Below are 26,115 nucleotides of genomic sequence, written 5' to 3' on the forward strand. Positions count from 1 at the left end.
AGGCACAGCCACAACTGAACAGCCGGCGCACAGCCGGCACGAGCAACCGGCGCACAGCCGGCAGGCACAGCCACAACCGAACATGCCGCACAGCCACAACTGAACACCGTCTCGTACCGCCACAACCGAACAGCCAAGCTACGGATGCGTGACGCGTCATATCCGTCACCCGGCACCGGCAGGAAGGAGCGCTCAGAACATGTCCGGGCACCAAGGCCGCCTGGACGTACGCAGCAGGGCGTCGGCCCCACGGGCGGCGCCCGCTCGTTCCTCCCGGACCCGGCCCAGCGCGGCGAGCCGCACCGCGGACTCGTCGCCGAGCCACAGGGCCGCCAACTCCGCCACGTCCAGCGTCAGATCGGCGCTCCCGGTCGTCGGCGTACAGTTCCCTCCGGCGGGCGACGCCTCGAGGCGCCAGCGCCCGCCGGCCATTCCGGCCGGGTCCAGGACCTCGAGCACCAGCGTCCCCGTGCCCTCGTACGTCCGCGCTTCCAGGGCCCGTCGGACGTCGAGGATCCGCACCCACAGCCAGTCCGCGTGCGTGGTGATCGTGGCGGCGCGCGGGTCCGGCAGGAAGAGGGGGAGCAGGTCGTCCGGGGCGCGCCAGCCGCTCTTCACCTTCATCACGTAGTCGATCGAGCACAGGTGCAGCCACAGGGCGCGCTCGGCGGCCGGGGTCACCGCGATCAGGTTCTTCACCGTGGCCGTGTTCAGCGGCTGCTTGGCGTCCGACCACGTCTCGTCGCACTGGTACGCCGCCAGTCCCTCGACCGTGCCGTCCGCGGCGCGGTAGACGGCGTGGAACCGCTCGGTCCACCGGCTGGGGTCCGGGCACACCACGCCGGTGCTGACCTGCCACCAGCGGTCGGAGCGGTCGACCGCGCCGGGCTGGGCGCGGCGCAGCCGCTCGTGCAGCTCCGGCCCGAGCTTGCGTACGTCGTCGGCGTCCACGAGGTCGACCCGGCCGCCGTCCTCCGGTCCCGACCGGCGGCGGTCGAGGCCGGCCCGGGGCACGTCGATCGCCCACTCGGTCGTCCAGGCGGCCGGACCGAACCCGTAACGGCCGTAGATCGGGTACTCGGCGGCGATCAGGGTCGCCACGACGTCACCGCGCTCCTTCGCGGCCGCCAGGTCCTGGGCCATCATCCGGGACAGCAGGCCGCGGCGGCGGTGGGTGGCGGTGACGCTGACGTTGGTTATCGCGTCGGCGGGAACGGTCGCCCCGCCGACAGCCGTGATCTCCTGCGGGAAGGACCGGAACGTCGCCACGCACCGGCCTGCGTCGAAGGCGCCGAGGGCGCGGGACGGCTCGATGTACGTGCGCAGGTCGGCGATCTCGGCCTCGGAGACGCCGGGGGGACGCAGGAAGCCGGTCTTCAGGGCGCGGGCCCAGTCGGGGATCTCGGCCTCGGTGATGGGACGTACGTCGATGTCGGGGCTGGCGGCAGTCATGGGCTGACAGTAGGGGCGCCGGGGGCGGGGTGTCGCGATGTTTTCCCCCACCCCGCCGTCCCGGCCCGCGCCCCCTCCCGGCCCCGCCGCGGCGGGGTGTCGTGGTCCTCCGCCGTGGTCAGAACGCCGCCCGGATCTCCCCCACCTGCCGGCCGCCGCCCAGCAGCGGGGCGTGCCCGACGCGTTCGAGCACCGGGGCGTCCAGGCCCATCAGGGTCAGCGCGCGGGCCAGGACCGGGCCCAGGGTCCTCGTCCCACCGTCGTCGATCTTGAAGGCCAGGGCGCGGCCGTCCGCGAGCGCGACGGCCTGGACGGCCTCCGCGCCCATCTTGGACAGGGTGCCGGGGACCTCGCGCATCAGCCAGGTGTCGGGGCGGCGGGTGCCGGCGACGTACTCGGGGTGGGCGCGCATGGCGTCCGCGACACGGCGCTCGGGGGTGCCGGGCGCGGCGAGAACGAAGGACCGGTAGGCGCGGGCGAGGCCCGTCAGGCTGATCGCCGCCAGCGGCGCGCCGCAGCCGTCCGTGCCGACCGCCGCCACCGGCTCGCCCGCCGCCTCCTCCACCACGGTGTGGACGATCCGCTGGAGCGGGTGCTCGGGGTCGAGGTACGACTCCAGCGGCCAGTCGCGCAGCGCGCACGCCGCGAGCATCGCGGTGTGCTTGCCGGAGCAGTTCATCACCACCCGGTCGCGCACCGACCCGGCGGCCAGGTAGGTCTCCTGCTCCTCCGGGTCCAGCGGCAGGTCCGGCGGGCACCGCAACTGCGCCGGGGTCAGCCCGTGCTCGCCGAGCATCTTGTGCACGAGGTCGCGGTGGAAGACCTCCCCGGAGTGGCTGGCCGCCGCGAGCGCCAGGCGTTCACCGGCCAGGTCGAGCCCGGCGCGCAGCACCCCCGCCGCCTGCATCGGCTTGTTGGACGAGCGCGGGAAGACGGGCGCGTTCACGTCCCCCAGCGCCCACTCCACCGAACCGTCCGCGGCCAGCACCACCAGGCTGCCCCGGTGCCGCCCCTCCACGAACCCCGAGCGGACCACCTCGGCGAGCACGGGCGGCACCGCCTGTGCCGCGCCGGACGCGGACGCCGGGGCGGAGGAGGAAACGGCGGAGGAGCCGGAGGAGGAGACTGTGGACGCGGACATCGGCGGTGGCCTTCCGGGCGACAGGTGGAACAGGCGGAGCAGGCGCGATCGAGGCGACCTGCTCCCCGCCCCGGTCCCGGGGTCTCCGCGGCCGTCGCGTCAGACGAGCAGGTCGTCGACCTGAGCCTCCCCCTCACGGTACCTGCGGGCGATCTCCGTGCCGCATCCGTCGGCCGTGCGCTGCAACTGCTGCCGCCGCCCGGACACCTGCTGCTCGTACCGCTCGAGCCGTCCCATCGCGGCGCCCAACTCCCGGTCCGTACGCGCCCCGAGGTCCGACAGTTCGACCTCGGCGAGCATCTGGGCGGCGAGTTGCCGGTACTCCTCCCCGTGCGGTGTGCCGAGCGTCACATGCCGGGCGGAGGAGCGCTGCCGGGCGGGCGCGTCCTTGAGGATCTCCGCGAGCCGCTCGACGACGGACCCCTGCTCGGGCGCGGGCACCTGCCCGGCGCCCAGGACGGACTCCGGCCCGCGCCGGGCCAGTTCCGCGCGGAGGATGTCGATCCGCCCCTGGAGCAGCCGCCGTACGTAGCTCAGGTCGGCCTCGTCCCGCTGCGCCTGCCGGCGCAGGGCGCGCAGCTCCGGCAGGCTCAGCACGGTCAGGTCGGGATGGCGGGCGTACCCGGTGCTCGACGAGCTGGGCTCGGGGTCCACGGCGGGTGCCCCGGGGCTGTCGGTGCGCTGCACCGGCGGCCGGTGGGCGTCGGCGGCCTCCGCGAGGATCGGCGAGGCCGCCGCCGGGTGCCGCTCGGTACTCGATGTGCTCATGGCGCCTCAACCGTCCCCTCGACCGGCGCGTACGACAGCATCGTGCCACCCTGAGTGGCCGGGATGTGACCGAGTGCGCCCGATCAGCCCCGGATGGGGGGTTACGGAGCGGAAAGAAGCACGATATGGCCCCCTCGTGGCACCCGGACGGCCGAGAGGCATCATGGTCGGCATGCGTGCAGTGGTGCAGAGGGTGGACGGCGCGAGCGTCGTCGTGGACGGCGAGACGGTGGGGGCCATCGAGGGCGAGGGGCTGTGTGTCCTCGTCGGGGTCACCCACGAGGACACCAAGGAGAAGGCGGCGCAGCTCGCCCGCAAGCTCTGGTCGCTCCGCATGCTGCACGACGAGAAGTCGTGCAGCGACACCGGGGCCCCGCTGCTCGTCGTCAGCCAGTTCACGCTGTACGGCGACGCCCGCAAGGGCCGCCGCCCCACCTGGAACGCGGCCGCGCCCGGCGAGGTCGCCGAGCCGTTGGTGGACGAGGTGGTCGCGCGGCTGCGCTCCCTGGGCGCGACGGTGGTGACGGGCCGGTTCGGCGCGCGGATGCGGGTGGCGCTGACGAACGACGGCCCGTTCACCGTCCTGCTGGAGATGTGAGAACCCGGAACCCGGAGATGTGAGAACGCGGAGGCGTGAGCCCCGGGGACCCGTGAGTCCCGCGCAGGCTACGGCTCCACGACCACTTCCTGCGCGGCCGCCGTCTCGCCCGCCATCAGCCGCGCGTCCACCGGGACGTTCCGCTTGACCAGGGCGAGCGCGACCGGGCCGAGCTCGTAGTGCCGTACGGACGTGGTGATGAAGCCGACCTTGCGGCCGTCCGGGCCGTCGTCGGCGAGGCGGATCTCGGTACCGGGCACCGGCAGGTGGACCTCGCTGCCGTCGAGGTGCAGGAAGACCAGGCGGCGCGGCGGCTTGCCCAGGTTCTGCACCCGGGCCACGGTCTCCTGACCGCGGTAGCAGCCCTTCTGGAGGTGCACCGCCGTGCCGATCCAGCCCAGTTCGTGCGGGATGGTGCGGTGGTCGGTCTCGAAGCCGAGCCGGGGCCGGTGCTGCTCGACGCGCAGGGCCTCGTGGGCGAGGATCCCGACCGGCGGGCCCGCCTGTTCGGCGTAGGACTCCAGGTCCGCACGGGGCAGGAACAGGTCGCGGCCGTAGGCGGTCTCGCGGACGACGACCCCGTCGGGCGCGTCGGCGATCGAACCGGCCGGCAGGTGCACGACGGCGAAGTCGGCGGTGCGGTCGGCGACCTCGACCCGGTAGAAGAACTTCATCGACTCCAGGTAGGCGATCAGCGCCTCCTGGGTGCCGGGTTCGACATGGGCCCAGACCGTCTCGCCGTCGTCGACCAGGTAGAGCGCGTGCTCGATGTGGCCGTGTGCGGACAGGATCAGCGCCTCGGTGGCCCGGCCGGCCGGCAGCTCACTGACGTGCTGGGTGAGCAGCAGGTGCAGCCAGCTCAGCCGGTCCTCGCCGGAGACGGTGATGACACCGCGGTGCGAGAGGTCGACGAATCCGGTGCCGTCCGCGAGGGCGCGCTGCTCGCGGAACAGGTCGCCGTAGTGGGCGGCGACGCCTTCGTCCACGCCCTCGGCCGGAACGGCGCCGGGCAGGGACAGCAGGGGGCTCTTCATGAACACAACCCTACGACTCGGTACTTGGACTCCTGCCGGCCGAGGCACCCGAAGCCGCCGCGGCCCTGCGCGCGCAGTCCGCGCACCGCCCGAAGATCGCGAAGTGCTTCATGTCGGTGTCGAAGCCGAACTGCTCCCGCAGCTTGGCGGTGAACTCGGCCGCCACCGACAGGTCCGCCTCGATGACGTTCGTGCAGTCCCGGCAGACCAGGTGGATGTGGTGGTGCCGGTCCGCCAGGTGGTACGTCGGCGCCCCGTGTCCCAGATGGGCATGGCTGACCAGCCCGAGCTCCTCCAGGAGCTCCAGGGTCCGGTACACGGTGGAGATGTTCACCCCCGACGCGGTCTTCCTCACCTCGCCGAGGATGTCGTCCGGTGTCGCGTGCTCCAGGCTGTCGACGGCTTCGAGCACGAGTTGCCGCTGCGGGGTCAGCCGGTAGCCACGCTGCCGCAGATCGCTCTTCCAGTCGGTGCTCACCACACCCCAAGTCTAGGGCGACCCGCCGGGACTCACTTGAAGAAGGCGATTCCGTCGTCCGGAAGATCGTCCGGGAGGGCCTTGGCCCAGCGTTCGACCTGCTCGGGGGTGACGACCTTCTTCAGGTGCGCGGACATGTAGGGGCGCAGCTCGACGTCCGGCGTCTGCTTCTCGCCGACCCACATCAGATCGCTCTTGACGTAGCCGTAGAGCCGCTTGCCGCCGGTGTAGGGGCGGGAGGCGGCGGTACGGGCGACCGCGTCGGTGACCAGCTCGATCTGCGGCTTCTTGTGGGCCAGCTCGCCGTACCAGATCTCGATGACGCCGTCGTCGCGGGTCATCGTGACCTCGACCTTGCGGTCGGCGTCGATCCGCCAGAAGCCGGACTCGGACTCCAGCGGCTTGACCTTGTTGCCGTCGTTGTCCAGCACCCAGGTGCGGGAGTGGTACTCGAGGAAGTCACGGCCGTCGTGGGTGAAGCTGAGCTCCTGGCCGAAGTTGCACTTCTCGGCGCCCGGGAAATCGTGCACGCCTGCACCGGCCCAGTCGCCGAGCAGGAAGACGAGGGGGACCAGGTCCTTGTGGAGGTCGGACGGGATCTCGATCATGAGCGGCGGTTCCTGTTCGGGGTCAGCGCTGGCCCTGGTACAGCTTCTTCACGGTCAGGTAGGCGAAGGCGAGAACGCCGACGCAGACCAGGACCAGCAGGGTTTCGAAGAAGATCTCCACGGGGTGCTCCTCGGTTGAGCAGGTGCGGTACATGCACAGGGCCGGTCCCCAGCTTAGTCGGCCGGGGTCCGGCCCTCGTGGTGAGGTGCGTCTGCCCGGTCAGGCGAGCAGTTCGCCCTGCAGACTCACCGTCTGCTGGAAGGGAACGGCGGGCGCGGTGCCCTTGCGGGTCTGGAGGACGACCGCGAGGGTGTCGCCCGCCGACAGATACGCCTGGCGCACCTGCTCGGCGCCGTACGGCTTGGCCTCGGCATAGACGGAGTACGTGATGATGTCGATGCGGGCCCGGTCCGGGAAGTCCTCGTCGGGCACGGAATCCGCGGCTCCGCGCACCTGGTAGGCCGGACTGTCATACGCGGTGATCCTCGTATCCGTTCCGAGCAGGTGGTCCACGAGCGCGGCGCTGTTGAACTGGAGCAGGTAGATCCGCGTGTGTGTGCCGTCCCGCGTGGTCCAGCCGCGGGCCGCGATGTGCCGCAGACCGTGGTCGGTCAGCTGCTGCGCGAACTTCTTCCGGTCCTTCTGCCGCGCGTACTCCGCGAGGAAGTCCTTCGTCTCCAGCCAGCCGTCCTTGCCGCGCAGGGCCTTGTCCTCACGGGCCCCCACGGGCGCGGGCAGCACGAGCGCCCGCAGGTCGGCGTGGTGCGCCCAGGTCTTGTTGGACGCGGCGAACGGAGCGGGGCTGCCGGACGGCAGCGGCGGTTTGACGAGCCGCGGGTAGTCCCAGCGCCCGTCCGAGGAGGTGGCGAGTCCCGGTACGTCCGTGCGGTCCATGCCGGTGATGCCGTACGCCGTCGCCGCCCCCGCCGCCGCGAACACGACGACGGCCGCGGTCCAGCGCAGTACGGCCCGCAGGACGCGCCGGTTCCTCCGGGGCACGGGCACCGGGACGACGGCGGCCGGCGGCACGTCCGGCACCGGCGGCACGTCCGGCACCGGCGGCACGTCGGGTGCCGGGGGCATGCCGGGCGCCGGGGGCACGTCCGGCGCCGGTGGTACGGGGGTCACAGGTGCCTGCTGCTCGGTCATACGGCCTTCCCCGGGTCCTTGATGCGGTCGAGCTGGTCGCGGAGCAACTGGGCCACGCCCTTCCTGTCCAGCGGCTTGACCCCGTACGCGGTGGCGCTGACCAGGACGTCGCCCTCGTACGCGGAACAGGCCACGAAGTCGATCTTCTTGCCGGAGTCCGCAGGCGGCAGGAAGCAGCGGGCGTTGCGGTGGCCCTCGATCCGGGGTCCCGCCCGAAAGATCTTCATCGCGGCGAGGAACTCCTGCTGGGCGACCGCGATGGACCGCACGGTCCCCCGGTTCTCCATCCGGGACAGCACGATCTCGACCACGAAGGCGCCGTCGACATCCACGTAGCCACCCGGGTCCTCGACGCTGAGGTAGCTGCGCATGGCCATGCCCGTGATGTGCTGCTTGTCGATCTGCCGCTCCAGCTCCCGCCGCTGGGGACGCGGCAGGTTCCGCAGCGACTCCTTGCGCATCGCCACGGCCTGCGCGCCGCTCAGTTCGGCGTCGGCACCGTACTGGGCGAGGTCCGGGCCGCGCCCGAATCCGTTCGTGCCGTAGGGCAGCAGCATCGCCTTCAGGCCGGTGTCCGCGGGCCGCTCGCCTTGCGTCACCGTCTGCGGCAGGCGCCACACGGGTTTGCCGGGGTCATGATCCGCGCCGCGGACGGTGACCGCAGTGAAACCGACGCCGCCGGCGAGCGCGGCGAGCAGTACGACGCATCCGGCGATCAGCCCTGCGCGGCGGCGCCGGGTGGACGGGACGGCCGCCTCCGTGCTCGGGTGCTCGCTCACAGCCGCCCCACCTGCCGTTCGGCCAGGCTCATGATCTCCTTCTTGGACACGGGCTTGGTGTCGTAGACGTAGATGTCCATCGCGATGTCGCCGCGCCAGGCATGCGCCTCGGCCGAGTACGCGGGAAGGTAGCCCGGCTTCCGGTCGGGCGTGCTGTCCACGTAGGCCCTGCCGTCACTCGTACCGGGAATGAGCCAACTGCGGTTGCCCGAGTCGCGCTCGGCCCAGTACATCCCGTTGCCCATCTGCCCGACGGCGGCCACGTCCTCCTCCTGGTGGTACTGCACGAGGTAGATCTCGACGGAGTGCGTGTCGGTGGTCCGCCACGAGGTGACCGCGGCGCGGCGGAACTCGCTCTCGATCTGGCTCTGGAAGGCCGTGTGCGGCTTGTTGTAGATGCCCGCGTACTGGACGAGGTTCATCCAGCCGTCGTTGCCCGGCGGGAGCGGGAGGTCCCGCACCCCGCCCGGCCGCGGCAGCAGCAGCTTGCGCAGATCGCCGTCGGTCCGCACACGGCGGTCCTGGGCGGCCGAAAGGGGTTCCGGAGCCGGGCCCTTCGCCCGCTCGAGCGTGGGCTGCGAGAGGGAGGGCAGCCGGGTGGGTTCCCGGTCGGCCTGGATCAGATAGCCGGTGCAGGTGCCGGCCAGCACCCCGAGGACGGCGGCGGTGGCGATGAGCAGTGCGGTGCGGCCGCGCCGGCGGGCGCGGGGTGCGCCCGCCGACACCTCGGGCGCGTTCGGCGTGTCCGGCACCTCGGGTGCTTGCTGCGCCTCAGGTGCTTCCTTCGCCTCAGGCGGTTCCTGCCCCCCGGGTGTCGCGGTCGACGGTTCGGATCTTTCGGGTACTTCCAAGACGTCCCCACCCATAACATGAAGCGCGCCTTCCGTATGCGCGCTTCACGGGAGACTCGTGGATGGCGTCCGTGGTTGCAAGGGAGTTGTTTACGATTCCGGTATGGCGAAGAAGCTGGTGATCAAGGTGACCGCGGGGGCGGACGCTCCCGAGCGGTGCTCCCAGGCGTTCACGGTCGCGGCGGTGGCCGCGGCCAGCGGGGTGGAGGTCTCCCTGTGGCTGACCGGGGAGTCCTCCTGGTTCGCGCTGCCGGGCCGGGCCGCCGAGTTCGAGCTGCCGCACGCCGCTCCGCTGCCCGACCTGATCGAGTCGATCCTCGCGGCCGGCCGTCTCACCCTGTGCACCCAGTGCGCGGCCCGCCGGGACATCACGGAGAAGGACGTCATCGAGGGCGTGCGGATCGCGGGCGCGCAGGTCTTCGTGCAGGAGGCGCTGGCCGACGGGACGCAGGCGCTCGTCTACTGATCGATCCCGGTCTGTTGAACGATCCTGGGCGGACCCGCACGAGCCGCGGGCTACCGGCGCTTCTTGCCGTCCAGCTCGTCCCACCACTCGTCGGACTTGGGGTCGCCGGAGGGGTCGTCCCACCAGCGGTCCTCGGGTCCGCGCCGGTTGGCGACCATGGCGGCGACCGGCGGGATCACCATGGCGACCAGGCACATGCCGACGGCCGCGGGGACCGACCAGATGCGCACGACACCCCACGCCAGGACGAACAGCCCGATGCAGATGCCCATCATGGCGAAGTACACATGCCGACGTCGTGCGTACATACCTCCAGGGTAGATCCGTACGGGCGTGTCGCGCCGGGGCCAGAACGCCGAAAGGACCGCGCCCCGGGTGTCCAACCCGTGGGGCGCGGCCCTTCGGCCGTACCGTGCTCGGACCGCCCGGACAGACCGCTCGGGCGGACCGCTCAGACCGCGATCGCGACCTCCGCGAGGCCGCCCTGCTGGGCGACGACCGTGCGGTCGGCGCTGGCGCCGGGGACGAGGGCGCGGACGGTCCACGTGCCCTCGGCCGCGTAGAACCGGAACTGGCCCGTCGCGGAGGTGGGGACCTCCGCGGTGAACTCGCCGGTCGAGTCCAGCAGACGGACGTAGCCCTTCACGGGCTCGCCGTCGCGGGTCACCTGACCCTGGATCGTGGTCTCACCGGGCTTGATCGTCGAGGCGTCCGGGCCGCCGGCCTTCGCTCCACACATGTGCTTCTCCAGAGGTTCGATGAGGTCGAAACGGTCTGAGCCGTCGTGCTTACTTGCCGGCGCCGAGCTCGATCGGCACACCCACCAGGGAGCCGTACTCGGTCCAGGAGCCGTCGTAGTTCTTGACGTTCTGCACACCGAGCAGCTCGTGCAGCACGAACCAGGTCAGCGCCGAGCGCTCACCGATACGGCAGTAGGCGATGGTGTCCTTGGCCAGGTCGACGTCCTCCTTGACGTAGAGCTCCTTGAGCTCCTCGTCGGACTTGAAGGTGCCGTCGTCGTTGGCGTTCTTCGACCAGGGGATGTTCCTGGCGGACGGGACGTGGCCCGGGCGCTGCGACTGCTCCTGCGGCAGGTGCGCCGGGGCGAGCAGCTTGCCCGAGAACTCGTCGGGCGAGCGGACGTCGACCAGGTTCTGCACGCCGATGGCCTGCACCACGTCGTCGCGGAAGGCGCGGATGGAGGCGTCCTGCGGCTTGGCCTTGTACGCGGTCGCCGGGCGCTCCGGCACCTCGGTGCCGTCGACCAGCTCGCGGGCGTCCAGCTCCCACTTCTTGCGGCCGCCGTCGAGGAGCTTGACGTCCTGGTGGCCGTACAGCTTGAAGTACCAGTAGGCGTACGAGGCGAACCAGTTGTTGTTGCCGCCGTAGAGGATCACCGTGTGGTCGTTGGCGATGCCCTTCTCCGACAGCAGCTTCTCGAAGCCGGCCTGGTCGATGAAGTCACGGCGGACCGGGTCCTGGAGGTCCTTGGTCCAGTCGATCCGGATGGCGTTCTTGATGTGGTTCTTGTCGTACGCGGACGTGTCCTCGTCCACCTCGACGATGGCGATGCTCGGGTCGTCCAGGTGCTCCTGGACCCAGTCGGCGTCGACCAGGACGTCGCTGCGGCTCATGCTCAATCTCCTCCGGGGCAGGTACGGCGGGGCGTGCGAGTGCGAAGGGGCACGCGGGTACGCGTTCGATGCCGGCGTACACGGCGCGCGGGTGGGCCCCGGGTCGTCGCGGGGCGGGGGGGGATACGGGAGAAAGCTCCCGCTCAGGAAGTGCGACAGAGCATGGCGGCAACACGGCACAGGTCCACTGCCCGCCGCTTCGTGAGATCCGCCTGTCGCTGCATGGTGTCGATCGTAGGGAGGGAAAGGCGGACATGTCACCGGCGTGTCGGATGTTGAGACACGATCGTCCGGGATGTGGGAAAGGAGTGGCGTCCGGGGTGTCGCCGCGCGGCCTCCGGGCGCGCGCGTCCGTTCTCGGCCGGACAGCCCATCTACGCTGCGGACGAGGATGTCTCGCTACTCGGACACCTCTTCGTCGCCCGCATGCTGCCTACCCGGCCAGCCTGACGTCCGAACCCTTCACCGTGATCTCGACGCCGTCCTTCGCCGCCCGTACCGAGTCCAGCCGGACCTCGCCGGGCAGCCGTTCGATCGCCTGCTGGAAGTCGGTGATCGCCCGGACCCGGCTCTCGGGAAGCCGCAGGCCGCCCACCACGGGGAGGTCGTCGGCGCTCACCTCCACCTTCTTGCCCCGCACGGTGACGGAACTGAGCACGGAGAACGTCTGCTTGATGCCCAGCGCCCGGGCCTCGACCTCGAGGCCGACCTTGACCTTGCCGTCGCCGCCGTCGGACAGGCCGACCACATGGGCGGTGACGCCGGGAAGGACCGGCGTCGGCTCGGACTTGGCGGCCTTCAGCAACTCGTCGTAGGCGATGGTCGCGGTGCCGGTGGCGGTGGCCGCGGTGGCCGAGCTGTAGTCGCCGGAGAACTTCACGCCCCGCATGTCGGCCTCGATGTCGGCGATGCGGATCTTCTGGCCGTCGTTTCCCGTGGCCGCCTCGTAGTCCTTGATGCCGACCCGGACGTCGTCCAGCTCGCCGCCTGCCACCTGGGTGAGGAACGGGAAGCCCTTGATGGAGACGTCCGGGGTGCTCGCCAGGTTCTCCGTGGTCCTGAGCCTGTCGGCCGCCTGTCCCTCGGCGAAATACACCGCGACCCGGTCGACCACCGTGAACAGCACGCCCAGGACCACGACGACGACCAGGAGTACTCTCAGCGCTCGCAACCGGTTCCCCCCTCGGCGGTCCTTCACGACCGGATGGCCGTCACGTGCGAGCGTAGACCTCCCCGGGGACCGGGCCGGGGATTTGTCGAACACCTGTCGAAGGGACCCGGTCCGGGGTGCGGTCAGCCCAGCGCCCGTCCCAGCACCCACACCACCGGCGCCGCGGCCGACAGCGGCAGGGCGACGCCGGCCGTGAAGTGCACGAAGCGCGAGGGGTAGTCGTAGCTCGCCGCGCGGTGCCCGATCAGCGCGCACACCGCGGCGCCCGCGCCGAGCAGCGCGCCCTTGGCGCCCAGGTCCGTCATGCCGCCCACCGCGATGCCCGCGCCCGCCGCGGCGAGCAGCGCTACGACCACCGAGGCGGCCGTGGGCAGCGGCAGCGCCCGCGCCAGGACGGCCACCGCGACCGCCACCGCGCCGACCGCGACCGCGTCCCGCGGGGCGGCCAGGTAGCCGGTGGCCACGATCGCCAGCGCCGCCGCGGCGACGGTCGCCATCAGGCCGTACATCCGCTCGTCCGGGTCGGCGTGGGAGCGCAGCTGGAGGACGAGGGAGAGCAGCACCCACACCCCGAGCGTGCCCAGGATCGCGCCGGGCGCGTGGTCGCGGCCCGCGGCGAGCACCGCCGCGTCCGCGGCGAGCGCGCCCAGGAAGCCGAGGGCGATGCCCTGCCGGGCGGGCCACATGCCGTTCAGCCGGAACCAGCCCGCGGCCGTGACTCCCTGGAGCACGACCAGCGGCAGGAGCAGCCCGTAGACGCCGAGCTCCGCCGCGCCGGCGAGCAGCAGCCCGAGCAGCGCCGTGAGCGCGGCCGGCTGCATCCCGGGCTCGATGATCGGCGAACGTCCCTCGGCGCGGGCCCGCTGCGCGTCGGTGACCCGGGCGTTGCCGGCGAGGGTGGCGGGCCCGTAGCCGGGCCCGTCCCCGGCGGGGTCGGCGGCGGCCGGGGCGGGAGCCTGCGGCTGCGGGGCGTGCTGCCCGACCGGGTGCAGGTACGCCGTCTGCGCGGCGGCGGACGGGGCCGGAGCCTGCGGCTGCGGGGCGTAGGAGGGCGCCTGCGCACCCTGGGCCCCGCCGCCCTGGGCCCCGTGGGACGCGACCGGGCCCTGGTGTCCCACCGGGGGCAGGTACGCCGTCTCCGCCGCCGCGGGGGCCGCCGGTGGCCGGGCGTGCGTCTGGGTGTCCCAGGTCTCGCCCTGCCACCGCTGCGTGTACTGGTCGGCCTCCCGCGGGTCGTACGCCTGCGGCTGCTCGGGCCACGCCTGCGGCTGCGCGGCCTGGTGGGGCTGCTGCGCGGCGGGCGGGTACGGCTGGTGTGCCGCGGGCTGCTGGGCGTGCTGCCCCGCGTACGGGTCGTACCCGCTGTAGGGGTTGTCGTACGGAGACCCTGGGGACCCCTCATACGGCCGGTCGGTCATCGCTCACCCTCCTGCGAACGGGGGGAGCACCTCGACCGTGCCGCCCTCGGTCAGCCGTACCGTCTCGTGCGCGCGCTTCCCCACCGGGTCGCCGTCGATGAGGAACGAACACCGCCGCAGAACGCGGTCCAGCTCACCGGGGTGCCGCCCGCGCACCGCGTCCAGCACCTCGGCGAGCGTCTCCGCCTCGTACGGCTCCTCGGCGACCCCGGCCGCGGCCTTCGCCGCCGCCCAGTAGCGCACCGTGACCTCTGCCATCCCGTCCCTCGATCACTCGTCCATGAACAGGGTCAGGCTAGCCCGCCTGTGCGAGGGTCCAGCGCGCGATGCGGTGCAGGAGTTGGTCGTCGGCGGCGTTCTCGGCGTGGCCCATGCCGTGCTCCAGCCACAGTTCCCCGTGGTCACCGGCGGCAGCGGCCAGCATCCGGGGGTGGTCGAGGGGGAAGTAGCCGTCCCGGTCGCCGTGCACGATCAGCAGCGGGGTGGGCGCGATGCGCGCGGCGGCCCGGAACGGCGGCAGCGGGACGGGGTCCCAGTCGCGGTGGTGGATCCGGGTGCGCAGCCCGTAGCGGCCGAGCAGGCGGCCCTCGGGGCGCGTGACCAGCCAGTGCAGCCGGCGCATGGGTGCCGTGCCCCGGTAGTACCAGCGGGCGGGCGCGCTGACGGAGACCACGGTGTCCGTACGCGTGTCCGCGCGCCCCGCGTCCGGTGCGGCGTCCTCCGGGCCGCCGTGCAGGGCCGCGTGCCGCAGGACGACCGAGCCGCCCATGGAGAAGCCGACGGTGGCCACGCGCGCGTGCCCGAACCCGCGCGCCCAAGCCACCGCGGCCGCCAGGTCCAGCACCTCGCGGTCGCCGACGGTGGAGCGCCCGCCGGAGGCCCCGTGGCCGCGGAAGGAGAAGGTGGCCACGGCGCCGTAGTGCGCGAGGACCCGCGCCACCCTGCGCACGTGCGGGCGGTCCAGTTCGCCGGTGAAACCGTGTGCGACCACGAACACGAGGCCGGCGCGCCCGCCGCCCGGGCCGTCGTACGCGGCCGCGCCCGGCTCGTACAGGGCGTCGAGCGCCACCCCGTCCGCCGTGCGCAGGAACGTCCTGACCACGCCTGCGACGCCCGTCCCCAGCGGTGTCCCGCCCTCCGCGACGCCTGTCGAACGCGCCACACGACCTGCCGATCCCGACCTCATATCGGCTATTCTGCTGCGAAGAGGACTCGGGCAGCGCAGCCCCCGGGTCCTTTTGTGCTTTCGGCGTGCTTCGGCAGGCATGGTGCACGGCGCGGGAGTCCGCGGGCGCACGGCCCGCCGATCGCGCGGCGGGCAGGGATCCGAGGAGGAACCAGAGCCATGGACGAGCGAACGGTGCACACGCGTACGACGGCCCAGGCACGGGGGTTCCCCCTGCAGGTGCCCCGACAGGCGACGGACCACGGCCGAGATCCCGGGGGAGGCACGCGATGAGTTCGCTGCTGCTGCTGACCAACGCCCTCCAGCCGTCGGCCGAAGTGCTCCCCGCCCTCGGTCTGCTGCTGCACCACGTGCGGGTGGCTCCGGCGGAGGGGCCCGCGCTCGTGGACACCCCGGGCGCCGACGTCGTGCTGGTCGACGGGCGGCGCGACCTGCCGCAGGTGCGCGGACTGTGCCGGCTGCTGCGCTCCACGGGGCTCGGCTGCCCGCTGATCCTCGTGGTGACCGAGGGCGGCCTCGCGGCCGTGACCGCCGACTGGGGCATCGACGACGTGCTCCTGGACACCGCCGGTCCCGCCGAGGTGGAGGCCCGTATCCGGCTGGCCGTGGGCCGCCGGCAGATCGTCGACGACGACTCCCCGATGGAGATCCGCAGCGGTGACCTGTCCGTGGACGAGGCGACCTACAGCGCCAGGCTCAAGGGACGGGTCCTCGACCTCACCTTCAAGGAGTTCGAGCTGCTGAAGTACCTCGCGCAGCACCCGGGCCGCGTCTTCACCCGCGCCCAGCTCCTCCAGGAGGTCTGGGGCTACGACTACTTCGGCGGCACCCGGACCGTCGACGTCCACGTACGGCGGTTGCGAGCCAAGTTCGGACCCGAGCACGAATCGCTGATCGGGACGGTCCGCAATGTCGGTTACCGATTCGTTACTCCCGAGAAGGGCGACCGCGCCGGGGACGCCTCGGACGAGAAGAAGGCCGGGACCGCCCGACCAAAGGCGGAGAATCAGGACACCACGGCGAGGCAGGCCCGCGCGGAGAGGTGAGGAGCGCTCCCACAGGGCGTGTCACATACCCCTCCACGCCGCGGTACGCCCTGCCGGGAGCGGGTCCATCCGCGTAGACTCCGCGCCGTGGCCAAGGTGACTCGGGATGACGTGGCGCGGCTGGCAGGGACGTCGACTGCCGTCGTCAGCTATGTGATCAACAACGGACCCCGGCCGGTCGCCCCGGCCACCCGCGAGCGAGTCCTCGCCGCGATCAAGGAGCTGGGGTACCGGCCCGACCGGGTCGCCCAGGCCATGGCCTCGCGGCGCACCGACCTCATAGGCCTGATCGTCCCGGACGCCCGCCAGCCCTTCTTCGGAGAGATGGCGCACGCGGTGGAGTGGGCCGCGGCCGAGCGCGGGAAGATGGTCCTGGTCGGGAACTCCGACTACGTGGCCGAGCGCGAGGTCCACTATCTGCGGGCGTTCCTCGGGATGCGCGTCTCCGGTCTGATCCTGGTCAGCCACGCGCTGAACGACCTCGCCGCCGCCGAGATCGAGGCCTGGGACGCCCGGGTGGTGCTGCTGCACGAGCGGCCCGAGGCCATCGACGACGTAGCCGTGGTCACCGACGACCTGGGCGGCGCCCAGCTCGCCGTGCGGCATCTGCTGGAGCACGGCAACGAGTACGTGGCCTGTGTGGGCGGCACCGCCGAGACTCCCGCCGTGGGCGACCCCGTGTCCGACCACGTCGAGGGCTGGCGGCGCGCCATGGCGGAGGCCGGCCTTTCGACGGAGGGACGCCTGTTCGAGGCGCCGTACAACCGCTACGACGCGTACCGGATCGGCCTGGAGATCCTCGCGGGCCCGGACCGCCCCCCGGCGATCTTCTGCTCCACCGACGACCAGGCGATCGGCCTGCTGCGGGCCGCGCGCGAGCTGCGCATCGACGTCCCCGGCGAGCTCGCGGTCGCCGGCTTCGACGACATCAAGGAGGCGGCGCTGACCGACCCGCCGCTGACGACGGTCGCCTCGGACCGGTCGGCGATGGCCCGGGCGGCCGTGGACCTGGTCCTCGACGACGGGCTCCGGGTCGCCGGCTCGCGCCGGGAGCGGCTGAAGCAGTTCCCGTCACGGCTGGTCGTACGCACCTCCTGCGGCTGCGCCTGACCCCCTCTCCGGGGGCTCTGCGGGGCCCTCCGGGGAACGTCCTTATATCGGGCATACGAGGTTCTGTCGGGCTTCTCAGCGGGGACTCAGGAAGCTCTCATGATCCCGGGACACTCTCAATGTCATGAGCGAGAGCATCCGCCGCAGCGGCGAGTACGAACACCCCCAGGGTGACGGGCAGGCCCCGGCTGCCGACTCCGTGCAGTCGGCGGACCCGCGCGGGGCCTCCACCCCGGTGAACCCGGAATGGCCGCCCCCGCCGCCGTACGCCCCCGGTCGGCCGTTCGCGGCCGGACCGGACGCCCACGGCGGTCAGGGCGGCGCGGACGACGGCGGCACCGCCGCCTTCCCGGCCTTCCCGGCCTTCCCGGCGGGACCCGCGCACGCCTCCGGCTCCCGCAGGCGCGCCCGGGGCCCGCTCGCACTGCTCGCCGCGGTGGCGATCGCCTCGGCCGTCGTGGGCGGCGGTACCGCGTTCGCCTTCCAGGAGCTGACCGGCAAGGACACGGTCGCCGCCTCCAGCAGCACCGCCACCAACGTGGTGCCCTCCAGCCAGCGCGGCAGCATCGCCGCGATCGCCAAGGCGGTCACCCCGAGCGTCGTCGAGATCAACGCCACCCTCGACAACGGCACCTCCACCGGCTCCGGCGTGATCGTCAGCAGCAAGGGCGAGATCGTCACCAACAACCACGTGGTGGCGGGCGCCTCCTCGATCAAGGTCCGCACCAGCGACGGCACCTCGTACACCGCGCGGACAGTGGGCACCGACAGCTCCAAGGACCTCGCCCTGATCAAGCTGCGGAACGCCTCCGGCCTCAAGCCGGCGGCCCTCGGCGACTCCGACGGGCTCACGGTCGGCGACCAGGTCGTCGCGATCGGCTCCCCGGAGGGCCTGACCGGCACCGTCACCAGCGGTATCGTCTCCGCCCTGCACCGGGACGTGACGGTCCCCACCGACGAGAACCAGGGGCAGGGCGACGGCGGCTGGCCCTTCCAGTTCGGCGGCCACCAGTTCAACGGCGACACCGGCTCCTCCACCACCACCTACCAGGCGATACAGACCGACGCATCCCTCAACCCGGGGAACTCCGGCGGCGCGCTGATCGACGCGAGCGGCAACGTCGTCGGCATCAACTCGGCGATGTACTCGGCCAACCAGGCGTCGGACTCGTCCAACGCCGGCAGCGTCGGCCTCGGCTTCGCCATCCCGATCAACACCGTCAAGTCCGACCTGGCCACCCTGCGCTCCGGCTCCCAGAGCTGAGGCGCGGCACCGGCAGGCGATCCGGACAGCGTCCGGGACCGTTCGACAAGGAGTACGACATGATCCAGCAGGTTGTGCACGAGACGACGGACACCATCGACATCACCGCCGCCGCCGGAGTCACTCTGGCCCGCGCCGTCGCGAAGGACCTGCACGGCCCGGCGGACCGGGTGCCCGAGGCCGTCGCGGTCCCCCAGCTGATGGGCCTGCGCACCTCCGCCGACCGCCCCCACCGGCACAAGGTCCCGCTGCGGCGGATCACCGCGGTCGCCGCCTGAGCCCGCGGCGCGCGACCCGCGCGCCGCACTCCGCCGCACCGAAACATGCGAGGCTGAAAGCGTCCAGCCCGGGACCGGCCGGTCCCCGCGGCCCCAGCGACCCGAGGAAAAGCGACCGATGAGTCCCGCCGATGGCGACCGTGATCACCAGCGCATCCTGATCGTCGACGACGAGCCGGCGGTACGCGAAGCACTCCAGCGCAGCCTCGCCTTCGAGGGATACGAGACCGAGGTCGCCGTGGACGGCGCGGACGCGCTGGACAAGGCGGCCTCGTACCAGCCCGACCTGCTCGTCCTCGACATCCAGATGCCGCGCATGGACGGCCTGACCGCCGCCCGCCGGATCCGGGGCGCGGGCGACACCACCCCCATCCTGATGCTGACCGCCCGGGACACGGTCGGCGACCGGGTCACCGGCCTGGACGCCGGTGCGGACGACTACCTGGTCAAGCCCTTCGAACTGGACGAGCTGTTCGCCCGGATCCGGGCCCTGCTGCGCCGCAGCACCTACGCGGCGGCCGTGGCGGGCGCGGCCGAGGAGGACGAGGCCCTCACCTTCGCCGACCTGCGCATGGACCTCGCCACCCGCGAGGTCACGCGGGGCGGCCGGCAGGTGGAGCTGACCCGCACGGAGTTCACCCTGCTGGAGATGTTCATGGCCCACCCGCGCCAGGTGCTCACCCGCGAGCAGATCCTCAAGGCGGTCTGGGGCTTCGACTTCGAACCCTCGTCCAACTCCCTCGACGTCTACGTCATGTACCTGCGCCGCAAGACCGAGGCCGACGGCGAACCCCGCCTCGTCCACACGGTGCGCGGGGTCGGGTACGTACTGCGGCAGGGCGGCGCGGAGTGAAGAAGGCGCTGCGCCGTTTCCGTGCGCTGCCGATCCGGTCCCGGCTGGCACTGCTGGTGGCGGCGGCGGTGGCGTTCGCGGTCGCGGCCGTCTCCGTCACCTGCTGGTTCATCGTCCGGGGAAAGCTGTACGACGAGGTCGACAGCCGGCTCATGAGCTACGGCAGGGTAACCGCCACCACGGCTTCGGCCCTGGCGGCCAACTGCTCGCAGACGACGGACAACTCGTCGGCCGACATGCAGCGCTCGTACCTCTACGTGCAGTTGGTGACGGCGCAGGGCAAGTTCTGCGTGGACAGCCGGTCCCCGGGCGTCATCAAGGTCACGTCCCTGGACAAGGAGGTCGCGGCCGACCCCGATCTCCGCGAGCGCACCCTCCACACCACGACCGACGCCAAGGGCAACAACGTCCGCGTGATCACCGTCGCCGTCCCGATGGGCCCCGGCCCCAACGCCGACGCGTACCCGGGCATCGCCTTCATGCTCGGGCTCTCCCTGACGGACACCGAGAACACCCTCAACGACCTGGCCCTGCTGCTCCTGTTCGTCTCCGGCGTGGGAGTCTTCGGCGCCGGGGCGGCCGGCCTCGCCGTGGCCCGCGCCGGGCTGCGCCCCGTGGACAAGCTCACCGAGGCGGTGGAGCACGTGGCGCGCACCGAGGACCTGACGATCCGCATCCCGGTGGAGGACGACAGCGAGGACGAGGTCGCCCGCCTGTCGCGGTCCTTCAACTCCATGACCTCCTCCCTGGCCAGCTCCCGGGACCTCCAGCAGCAGCTCATCGCGGACGCCGGTCACGAACTGCGCACCCCGCTCACCTCGCTGCGGACGAACATCGAACTCCTCACCCGCAGCGAGGAGACGGGCCGCCCTCTCCCCGAGGCCGACCGCAAGGCCCTGCTCGCCTCGGTCAAGGCGCAGATGACGGAACTGGCCTCTCTGATCGGCGACTTGCAGGAGCTGTCGCGCTCCGACGGGCAGCGGGGCGAACGTGTCCAGGTGATCGCCCTCCAGGACACCGTGGAGGCGGCGCTCGACCGTGCCCGGCTGCGGGGGCCCGAGCTGACGATAACGGCGGCCCTCGGCCCCTGGTTCGTGCGGGCGGAGCCGTCCGCGCTGGAGCGGGCGATCGTCAACGTCCTCGACAACGCGGTGAAGTTCAGTCCCCGGGACGGCACGATCGACGTCGTCCTGGACCAGGGGGTCCTCACGGTCCGTGACCACGGGCCCGGCATCCCCGCCGACGAACTCCCCCATGTCTTCGACCGCTTCTGGCGCTCCCCGAGCGCCCGCGCCCTGCCCGGTTCCGGGCTCGGCCTGTCCATCGTCGCCCGCACCGTCCAACGGGCGGGCGGCGAGGTGACGCTGACCCCGGCCGAGGGCGGGGGCACGGTGGCCACCGTGCGGCTGCCGGGGGCGCCCGTTCCGCCCCCCGAGACGCCCGGTGTCACCGAGGCTCGGTGACGGCCCGGTCACTCCACGGGGGAACCCCTTACCCTCATATCCATGACCAGCGACGACACCGCACCGCCCGTCCGATCCCTGGAGACCCTCGCCGAGCTCGGCCCGGAGCAGGCCGAGGCCGTGCTCGGGCTGCTGAAGGCGGCCGCCCGCGTCGACGGACGGCAGGCGGTGTCCGAGCAGGGCCGGCTGCAGTTGCGGGGCGGCGCCCGGGCGGGCGTGTCCCATCTGCTGCTGGGCGTCGACGGCGAACTCGTCGGTTACGCGCAGCTCGAGGACACCGATCCGGTGGAGGCGCCGGCCGCCGAGCTGGTCGTCCACCCGGAGCACCGCGGGTACGGGCACGGGCGGGCGCTCGGGTCCGCACTGCTGGCCACGTCCGGCAAACGGCTGCGGGTGTGGGCGCACGGGGGGCAGTCCGCCGCGCGGCATCTGGCGCAGGTCCTCGGGCTCACGCTCTTCCGCGAACTGCGGCAGATGCGGCGACCGTTGACGGGCCTCGACCTGCCCGAGCCGGCACTGCCCGAGGGCGTGACGGTACGGGCCTTCGTGCCCGGCCGGGACGACGCCGCGTGGCTCGCCGTGAACGCGGAGGCGTTCGCCCACCACCCCGAGCAGGGCTCGCTCACCCAGCGCGACCTCGACGACCGCATGGCGCAGCCGTGGTTCGACCCGGAGGGGTTCTTCCTCGCCGAGCGCGACGGCCGGCTGGTCGGCTTCCACTGGACCAAGGAGCACCGCGAGGAACGCCTCGGCGAGGTGTACGTGCTCGGCGTCCGCCCCGGCGCCCAGGGCGGCGGCCTCGGCAAGGCGCTCACCCTGATCGGCCTGCGCCACCTTGCCGCGAGGGGCCTGCCGACGGCGATGCTGTACGTCGACGCCGACAACAAGGCGGCGGTCTCGGTCTACGAACGCCTGGGCTTCACCACGTACGAAACAGACCTCATGTACCGCACGGAAACCTGACCCCCCGGCCACTCGGAGCAACGCCCACCGCCACCACGCGCGGGTGGCGTGCGCCCGCCATACACCATCCCCGAACGTCCGGCCGCCACCCACCGGCGCCGGACACCCCTCACCCGCCGCCCCGGCCGGCGCGGGCGCCCCACCACGCGCCCGCCGTCCCGACGCGGTGACTCTCGCTGCCCAGGCGGCCCACCACCGGCAACCGCCCACGGACCGGCCCGCGCCCGCAGACCGCCGGGCCCGTCTCCCGGTACGCGGGCGGACCGCTGCCCAGCCCCGCACGCCGCATACGCCCGCGCGTACGCGCCCGCAGACCCCCGGGGCCCTCCTCCCGACCTGTACCGGCCCACCCGCCGGACGGCCGTCTCGCGCGCTTCTGCCGCCCCGGGCGGCCGACCGCCCCTCACCCGCCACGCCTGCCAGCCGGTGAGGGCGCCCCGCCGCCACCACGCGTCGGCCGTCCCGACGCGGAAGCAGCCCGCCGCCCCGGCGGCCCGCCACCGGCGACGGCAGGCCGCCGACGGACCGGCCCGCGCCCGCAGACGGCCGGGTCCGTCCTCCCGACCTGTGCCGGCCCACCCGCCGGTCGCCCCAGCATCCCCGGACGGCGGGCTGCCAACCCACCGGCCGATGCAGGCGCCCGCCCCACCACCGTCATCCAACGCGGAAACGGCCCGGCGGCCCGCCACCGGCAACCGCACACCGCCCACGACCGGCGCGCCCCCGCAGACCGCCGGGCCCCTCCTCCCGGCCTCCCCCGGCCAGCCCCGCACGCCGCACACGTCGCATACGCCCGCGCGTACGCTGCCCACGCCGTCGTGCGGTCACCGGCGCCGTCGCCCGGGCCGGCTCGCGGTCGTGGTCGTCCCCCGTGGGCCGCCCCCCGGTGTCCCTCATGTCATGTGGCCGTAACCGGTGGTTCAGACGGGCTTGCGACGCTCGGGCGGTGAAGCCCGCCGCGCCAGAGCCCGAGCCGCCCCGGGAGGCGATCGCCGCCGCGCTCCCGTGCATGCCGTTCGACGCGCCTGTCCCGCCGCAGGCGCGGAAGAATAGGTTCATGAGCCAGCCAGACACCCAGGCAGCGCAGACCCCGCAGGCTCCCGCCGCCCACGTGGGAGGCCCCGCGGGCCCCGCCACCGCACAGAACCCGCAGCCCTCCGTGGGCTCCATCGCCGCGCACCGCTCGCGCACCGTGGCGGCCACGGTCTCCGACCTGGCACCGGACATCGACGCCGATCTCGACGGTTACGTGGAGGCACCGGCGGAGGGGGAGCAGCTGCCGCAGGGCCGTTTCCTGGACCGGGAGCGGAGCTGGCTCGCCTTCAACGAGCGCGTCCTCGAGCTCGCCGAGGACCCCGCCACCCCCCTGCTGGAACGCGCGAACTTCCTCGCGATCTTCGCCAGCAACCTGGACGAATTCTTCATGGTCCGGGTCGCGGGACTGAAGCGCCGTATCGCCACCGGCGTGGCCACCCGGTCCGCCTCCGGGCTGCAGCCGCGCGAGGTGCTGGAGATGATCTGGGCCCGCTCGCGCGAGCTCATGGCCCGGCACGCCGCCTGCTACCACGAGGACGTCGCCCCCGCGCTCGCGGAGGAGGGCATCCACCTGGTCCGCTGGAGCGAGCTCACGGAGAAGGAGCAGGCCCGCCTGTTCACGCTCTTCCGGCACCGCATCTTCCCCGTGCTGACCCCCCTGGCGGTCGACCCCGCGCACCCCTTCCCGTACATCTCCGGCCTGTCCCTGAACCTGGCCGTGGTCGTACGCAACCCGGTCACCGGCCACCGCCACTTCGCCCGCGTCAAGGTGCCGCCGCTGCTGTCCCGCTTCCTGGAGAGCTCCCCGGGCCGCTACGTCCCCCTCGAGGACGTCATCGCGGCCCACCTGGAGGAGCTGTTCCCGGGCATGGAGGTGCTGGAGCACCACACCTTCCGGCTCACCCGCAACGAGGACCTGGAGGTCGAGGAGGACGACGCCGAGAACCTGCTCCAGGCCCTGGAGAAGGAACTCATGCGGCGCCGCTTCGGACCGCCGGTGCGCCTGGAGGTCGAGGAGTCCATCGACCGCGAGGTGCTCGACCTGCTGGTGCGCGAACTGAAGATCAGCGAGGCCGAGGTCTACCCGCTGCCCGGCCCCCTGGACCTCACCGGCCTCTTCCGCATCCACAGCCTCGACCGGCCCGAGCTGAAGTACCCGAAGTTCGTCGCCGGCACCCACCGGGACCTGGCCGAGGTGGAGTCCGCCACCCCACCCGACATCTTCACCGCGCTGCGCAGCCGGGACGTGCTCCTGCACCACCCCTACGACTCGTTCTCGACCTCCGTGCAGGCCTTCCTGGAACAGGCCGCAGCCGACCCTGACGTCCTCGCGATCAAGCAGACCCTGTACCGGACCTCCGGCGACTCCCCCATAGTCGACGCGCTCATCGACGCCGCCGAGTCCGGCAAGCAGGTCCTCGTCCTGGTCGAGATCAAGGCCCGCTTCGACGAGCACGCCAACATCAAGTGGGCGCGCAAGCTGGAGGAGGCCGGCTGCCACGTCGTCTACGGACTGGTCGGTCTGAAGACCCACTGCAAGCTGTCCCTGGTGGTGCGCCAGGAGGGCGACGACACCCTGCGGCGCTACAGCCACGTCGGCACCGGCAACTACCACCCGAAGACCGCCCGGCTCTACGAGGACCTCGGCCTGCTCACCGCGGACCCCCAGGTCGGCGCGGACCTCTCCGACCTGTTCAACCGCCTCTCCGGCTACTCCCGCCGCGAGACCTACCGCCGGCTGCTGGTGGCGCCCAAGTCCCTGCGCGACGGACTGATCTCCCGCATCAACAAGGAGATCCAGCACCACCGCGCCGGACGCCCCGCCGTCATCCGCGTCAAGGTGAACTCGATGGTCGACGAGGCGGTCGTCGACGCCCTCTACCGCGCCTCCCAGGCCGGCGTCCCGGTCGACGTGTGGGTGCGCGGCATCTGCGCCCTGCGCCCCGGCGTGCCCGGCCTGTCGGAGAACATCCGCGTCCGCTCGGTCCTCGGCCGCTTCCTCGAACACTCCCGGATCTTCGTCTTCGGCAACGGCGGCGAGTCCGAGGTGTGGATCGGCAGCGCCGACATGATGCACCGCAACCTCGACCGCCGTATCGAGGCCCTGGTCCGGGTCACCGACCCGGCCCACCGGGCAGCCCTCAACCGGCTGCTGGAGACCGGCATGTCCGACACCACCTCCTCCTGGCACCTCGGCCCGGACGGCGAGTGGACCCGCTACCCGACCGACTCGGACGGCCAGCCCCTGCGCAACATCCAGGAGATGCTCATAGACGCCCGGAGGCGCCGGCGTGGCACAGCAACACCTTGACCCGACGGACTCCACGGCCGGGAGCTCCCCCGGGCTGCCGACCGCACGGGAGCCGGGCGGTGCCCCCACCGCCGACGCCCTCGCGTGCTATCTGCGGGCCCAGGCCACGGAGTTCCTCCGCGCGCTGCGTCTGCACCGCGAGACCGGCGGCGCGGGGCACGGCACGGAGGAGTCCACCGACGCCGCGCGCGCCCTGCGCCGCTCGGCCCGCCGCATCAGCGGCACCGCGCACACCTTCCGCCCGCTGCTCGACGAGACCTGGTCGGCGGAGCTGTGCCCGGAACTGGCCTGGCTGTCCGGCACCCTGGCCCGTGAACACGCCTGCCAGGCCTGCCTGGAGCGGCTGCTGCTCGCCCTGCACCGGCTCTCCGGCACCGCGGTCCTCCCGGCCCAGCCCACCGAGGAGGCCGCCGGCGGCCGCGGAGCGGACCGCGGCAACCTCACCGTGGGCGCGGCGAAGGCGGGCGCCCTGCTGGAGCGCCAGCTCACCCTGGCCCGGACCCGGGCGCACTCCACCGCTCTCCAGGCGCTGGGCTCCGCGCGCTTCCACGCCCTCGCGGACAAGGTGGCCGTACTCGCCAGCGACGTCCCCCTCACCCCCGGCGCCGCCACCACGGACCTGGCTCCCCTGGCCGCCGCCGCCCGGGAGCGTCTGACGGACGCCGTCGCCGCCCTCCCGCTGGTCACCGCCGGCAGCCCGTACAACGCGGAGGCCCTGGTCCACGGCCTCTCCCCGGACCCGTCGCCGCACCCGCAGGACGCCCCCTGGCACCAGGTCCGGCTGCTGCTGCGGCTGGACCGGTACGCGCGCGAGGTTCTCGACGGAGCCGGGGCTCCCGAGAGCGTGCGGCTGCCGGCGGCCGGCCAGGCGCTCGACCGGCACCGCGACGCCTCGGAGGCGGCGGCCGCCGCGGCCGCGGCGGCCCGCACCCCGCGCATCGCACCGGCGACGGCGTACGCGCTCGGCGTGCTGCACGCGGACCAGCGGCACGAGGTGGAGGCGGCCAGGTTCGCCTTCCAGCAGTCGTGGCAGAAGCAGGCCGTGGGCGCCGGCTGAC

At 72.8% G+C, this 26,115-nt stretch carries 28 protein-coding genes; 11 read left to right on the forward strand and 17 right to left on the reverse strand.

Annotated elements, in window-relative coordinates:
- Positions 1–192 precede the first annotated feature (192 nt).
- From ACF09J_RS33550 to ACF09J_RS33560, 3 genes are all read right to left on the reverse strand, one after another.
- On the reverse strand, positions 193–1,452 hold the full coding sequence (locus ACF09J_RS33550) for a GNAT family N-acetyltransferase (protein ID WP_392309248.1): 1,260 nt from the start codon (positions 1,450–1,452) through the stop codon (positions 193–195).
- 118 nt (positions 1,453–1,570) lie between these two features.
- Positions 1,571–2,593 (reverse strand): asparaginase, encoded by a 1,023-nt coding sequence (locus ACF09J_RS33555; protein ID WP_392309249.1) that lies wholly within the window; start codon positions 2,591–2,593, stop codon positions 1,571–1,573.
- A gap of 99 nt (positions 2,594–2,692) precedes the next feature.
- Positions 2,693–3,361 (reverse strand): AmfC protein, encoded by a 669-nt coding sequence (locus ACF09J_RS33560; RefSeq protein ID WP_392309250.1) that lies wholly within the window; start codon positions 3,359–3,361, stop codon positions 2,693–2,695.
- Positions 3,362–3,533: 172 nt separating this feature from the next.
- On the opposite strand from ACF09J_RS33560, the gene dtd reads away from it, so the two are divergent.
- Positions 3,534–3,959: a D-aminoacyl-tRNA deacylase gene (gene dtd, locus ACF09J_RS33565; RefSeq protein WP_392309251.1), complete on the forward strand. Its 426-nt coding sequence runs from the start codon at positions 3,534–3,536 to the stop codon at positions 3,957–3,959.
- 68 nt (positions 3,960–4,027) lie between these two features.
- Here dtd and ACF09J_RS33570 read toward each other — a convergent pair whose 3' ends face one another.
- From ACF09J_RS33570 to ACF09J_RS33595, 6 genes are all read right to left on the reverse strand, one after another.
- The gene (locus tag ACF09J_RS33570; protein WP_392309252.1) at positions 4,028–4,993 is read right to left on the reverse strand and encodes a YgfZ/GcvT domain-containing protein; all 966 of its coding nucleotides are present in this window, start codon (positions 4,991–4,993) and stop codon (positions 4,028–4,030) included.
- Positions 4,994–5,003: 10 nt separating this feature from the next.
- Positions 5,004–5,474, reverse strand: a complete 471-nt coding sequence (locus tag ACF09J_RS33575; RefSeq protein WP_392309253.1) for a Fur family transcriptional regulator — start codon at positions 5,472–5,474, stop codon at positions 5,004–5,006.
- Between the two features lie 29 nt (positions 5,475–5,503).
- Positions 5,504–6,079: an FABP family protein gene (locus ACF09J_RS33580; RefSeq protein ID WP_392309254.1), complete on the reverse strand. Its 576-nt coding sequence runs from the start codon at positions 6,077–6,079 to the stop codon at positions 5,504–5,506.
- Between the two features lie 220 nt (positions 6,080–6,299).
- Positions 6,300–7,229 carry a hypothetical protein gene (locus tag ACF09J_RS33585; RefSeq protein ID WP_392309255.1) on the reverse strand — a complete coding sequence of 310 codons (930 nt, stop codon included), beginning with the start codon at positions 7,227–7,229 and terminating at the stop codon, positions 6,300–6,302.
- Positions 7,226–8,008, reverse strand: coding sequence for a hypothetical protein (locus ACF09J_RS33590; RefSeq protein WP_392309256.1), 783 nt, complete (start codon positions 8,006–8,008; stop codon positions 7,226–7,228). The genes ACF09J_RS33585 and ACF09J_RS33590 overlap by 4 nt, the downstream gene beginning before the upstream one ends.
- Positions 8,005–8,760 (reverse strand): hypothetical protein, encoded by a 756-nt coding sequence (locus tag ACF09J_RS33595; RefSeq protein ID WP_392309257.1) that lies wholly within the window; start codon positions 8,758–8,760, stop codon positions 8,005–8,007. Before ACF09J_RS33595 ends, ACF09J_RS33590 begins: the two co-directional genes overlap by 4 nt.
- A gap of 202 nt (positions 8,761–8,962) precedes the next feature.
- Between ACF09J_RS33595 and ACF09J_RS33600 the strand changes: the two genes are divergently transcribed.
- Positions 8,963–9,325 carry a DsrE family protein gene (locus ACF09J_RS33600; protein ID WP_392309258.1) on the forward strand — a complete coding sequence of 121 codons (363 nt, stop codon included), beginning with the start codon at positions 8,963–8,965 and terminating at the stop codon, positions 9,323–9,325.
- A gap of 50 nt (positions 9,326–9,375) precedes the next feature.
- Here ACF09J_RS33600 and ACF09J_RS33605 read toward each other — a convergent pair whose 3' ends face one another.
- The 8 genes from ACF09J_RS33605 to ACF09J_RS33640 all read right to left on the reverse strand — a co-directional run bounded on the left by ACF09J_RS33605 (position 9,376) and on the right by ACF09J_RS33640 (position 14,734).
- On the reverse strand, positions 9,376–9,633 hold the full coding sequence (locus tag ACF09J_RS33605) for a DUF3099 domain-containing protein (RefSeq protein ID WP_365419099.1): 258 nt from the start codon (positions 9,631–9,633) through the stop codon (positions 9,376–9,378).
- A gap of 143 nt (positions 9,634–9,776) precedes the next feature.
- Positions 9,777–10,064: a DUF1416 domain-containing protein gene (locus ACF09J_RS33610; protein ID WP_358730715.1), complete on the reverse strand. Its 288-nt coding sequence runs from the start codon at positions 10,062–10,064 to the stop codon at positions 9,777–9,779.
- 49 nt (positions 10,065–10,113) lie between these two features.
- Positions 10,114–10,959, reverse strand: a complete 846-nt coding sequence (locus ACF09J_RS33615; protein WP_392309259.1) for a sulfurtransferase — start codon at positions 10,957–10,959, stop codon at positions 10,114–10,116.
- A 143-nt stretch (positions 10,960–11,102) separates the two neighbouring features.
- A complete protein-coding gene (locus tag ACF09J_RS33620) occupies positions 11,103–11,183 on the reverse strand; it encodes a putative leader peptide (protein WP_355139345.1) in 81 nt (26 codons plus the stop codon).
- 209 nt (positions 11,184–11,392) lie between these two features.
- Complete coding sequence (locus ACF09J_RS33625; protein ID WP_392309260.1) at positions 11,393–12,130, reverse strand: DUF2993 domain-containing protein; 738 nt, start codon at positions 12,128–12,130, stop codon at positions 11,393–11,395.
- A gap of 122 nt (positions 12,131–12,252) precedes the next feature.
- The gene (locus tag ACF09J_RS33630) at positions 12,253–13,548 is read right to left on the reverse strand and encodes a hypothetical protein (RefSeq protein ID WP_392309261.1); all 1,296 of its coding nucleotides are present in this window, start codon (positions 13,546–13,548) and stop codon (positions 12,253–12,255) included.
- 3 nt (positions 13,549–13,551) lie between these two features.
- Positions 13,552–13,806, reverse strand: coding sequence for a MoaD/ThiS family protein (locus tag ACF09J_RS33635; RefSeq protein WP_358730707.1), 255 nt, complete (start codon positions 13,804–13,806; stop codon positions 13,552–13,554).
- Between the two features lie 37 nt (positions 13,807–13,843).
- Positions 13,844–14,734 (reverse strand): alpha/beta hydrolase, encoded by an 891-nt coding sequence (locus ACF09J_RS33640; RefSeq protein WP_392309262.1) that lies wholly within the window; start codon positions 14,732–14,734, stop codon positions 13,844–13,846.
- A gap of 269 nt (positions 14,735–15,003) precedes the next feature.
- Here ACF09J_RS33640 and ACF09J_RS33645 point away from each other — a divergent pair, with 269 nt between their 5' ends.
- From ACF09J_RS33645 to ACF09J_RS33685, 9 genes are all read left to right on the forward strand, one after another.
- A complete protein-coding gene (locus tag ACF09J_RS33645) occupies positions 15,004–15,780 on the forward strand; it encodes a response regulator transcription factor (protein ID WP_392309263.1) in 777 nt (258 codons plus the stop codon).
- Positions 15,781–15,867: 87 nt separating this feature from the next.
- Positions 15,868–16,890, forward strand: a complete 1,023-nt coding sequence (locus tag ACF09J_RS33650) for a LacI family DNA-binding transcriptional regulator (protein ID WP_392309264.1) — start codon at positions 15,868–15,870, stop codon at positions 16,888–16,890.
- A gap of 124 nt (positions 16,891–17,014) precedes the next feature.
- The gene (locus tag ACF09J_RS33655) at positions 17,015–18,154 is read left to right on the forward strand and encodes a S1C family serine protease (protein ID WP_392309265.1); all 1,140 of its coding nucleotides are present in this window, start codon (positions 17,015–17,017) and stop codon (positions 18,152–18,154) included.
- A 59-nt stretch (positions 18,155–18,213) separates the two neighbouring features.
- Positions 18,214–18,432, forward strand: coding sequence for a hypothetical protein (locus ACF09J_RS33660; RefSeq protein WP_392309266.1), 219 nt, complete (start codon positions 18,214–18,216; stop codon positions 18,430–18,432).
- Positions 18,433–18,550: 118 nt separating this feature from the next.
- The gene (locus ACF09J_RS33665) at positions 18,551–19,285 is read left to right on the forward strand and encodes a response regulator transcription factor (protein WP_392309267.1); all 735 of its coding nucleotides are present in this window, start codon (positions 18,551–18,553) and stop codon (positions 19,283–19,285) included.
- Complete coding sequence (locus ACF09J_RS33670) at positions 19,282–20,748, forward strand: ATP-binding protein (RefSeq protein ID WP_392309268.1); 1,467 nt, start codon at positions 19,282–19,284, stop codon at positions 20,746–20,748. Before ACF09J_RS33665 ends, ACF09J_RS33670 begins: the two co-directional genes overlap by 4 nt.
- 42 nt (positions 20,749–20,790) lie before the next feature.
- A complete protein-coding gene (gene mshD, locus ACF09J_RS33675) occupies positions 20,791–21,711 on the forward strand; it encodes a mycothiol synthase (RefSeq protein ID WP_392309269.1) in 921 nt (306 codons plus the stop codon).
- 1,009 nt (positions 21,712–22,720) lie between these two features.
- Positions 22,721–25,057, forward strand: a complete 2,337-nt coding sequence (locus ACF09J_RS33680; RefSeq protein ID WP_392309291.1) for an RNA degradosome polyphosphate kinase — start codon at positions 22,721–22,723, stop codon at positions 25,055–25,057.
- Positions 25,038–26,114 carry a CHAD domain-containing protein gene (locus ACF09J_RS33685; RefSeq protein ID WP_392309270.1) on the forward strand — a complete coding sequence of 359 codons (1,077 nt, stop codon included), beginning with the start codon at positions 25,038–25,040 and terminating at the stop codon, positions 26,112–26,114. Before ACF09J_RS33680 ends, ACF09J_RS33685 begins: the two co-directional genes overlap by 20 nt.
- Position 26,115: the final 1 nt, after the last annotated feature.

Source organism: Streptomyces sp. NPDC014889 (genome assembly GCF_043081205.1).
GTDB lineage: Bacteria > Actinomycetota > Actinomycetes > Streptomycetales > Streptomycetaceae > Streptomyces.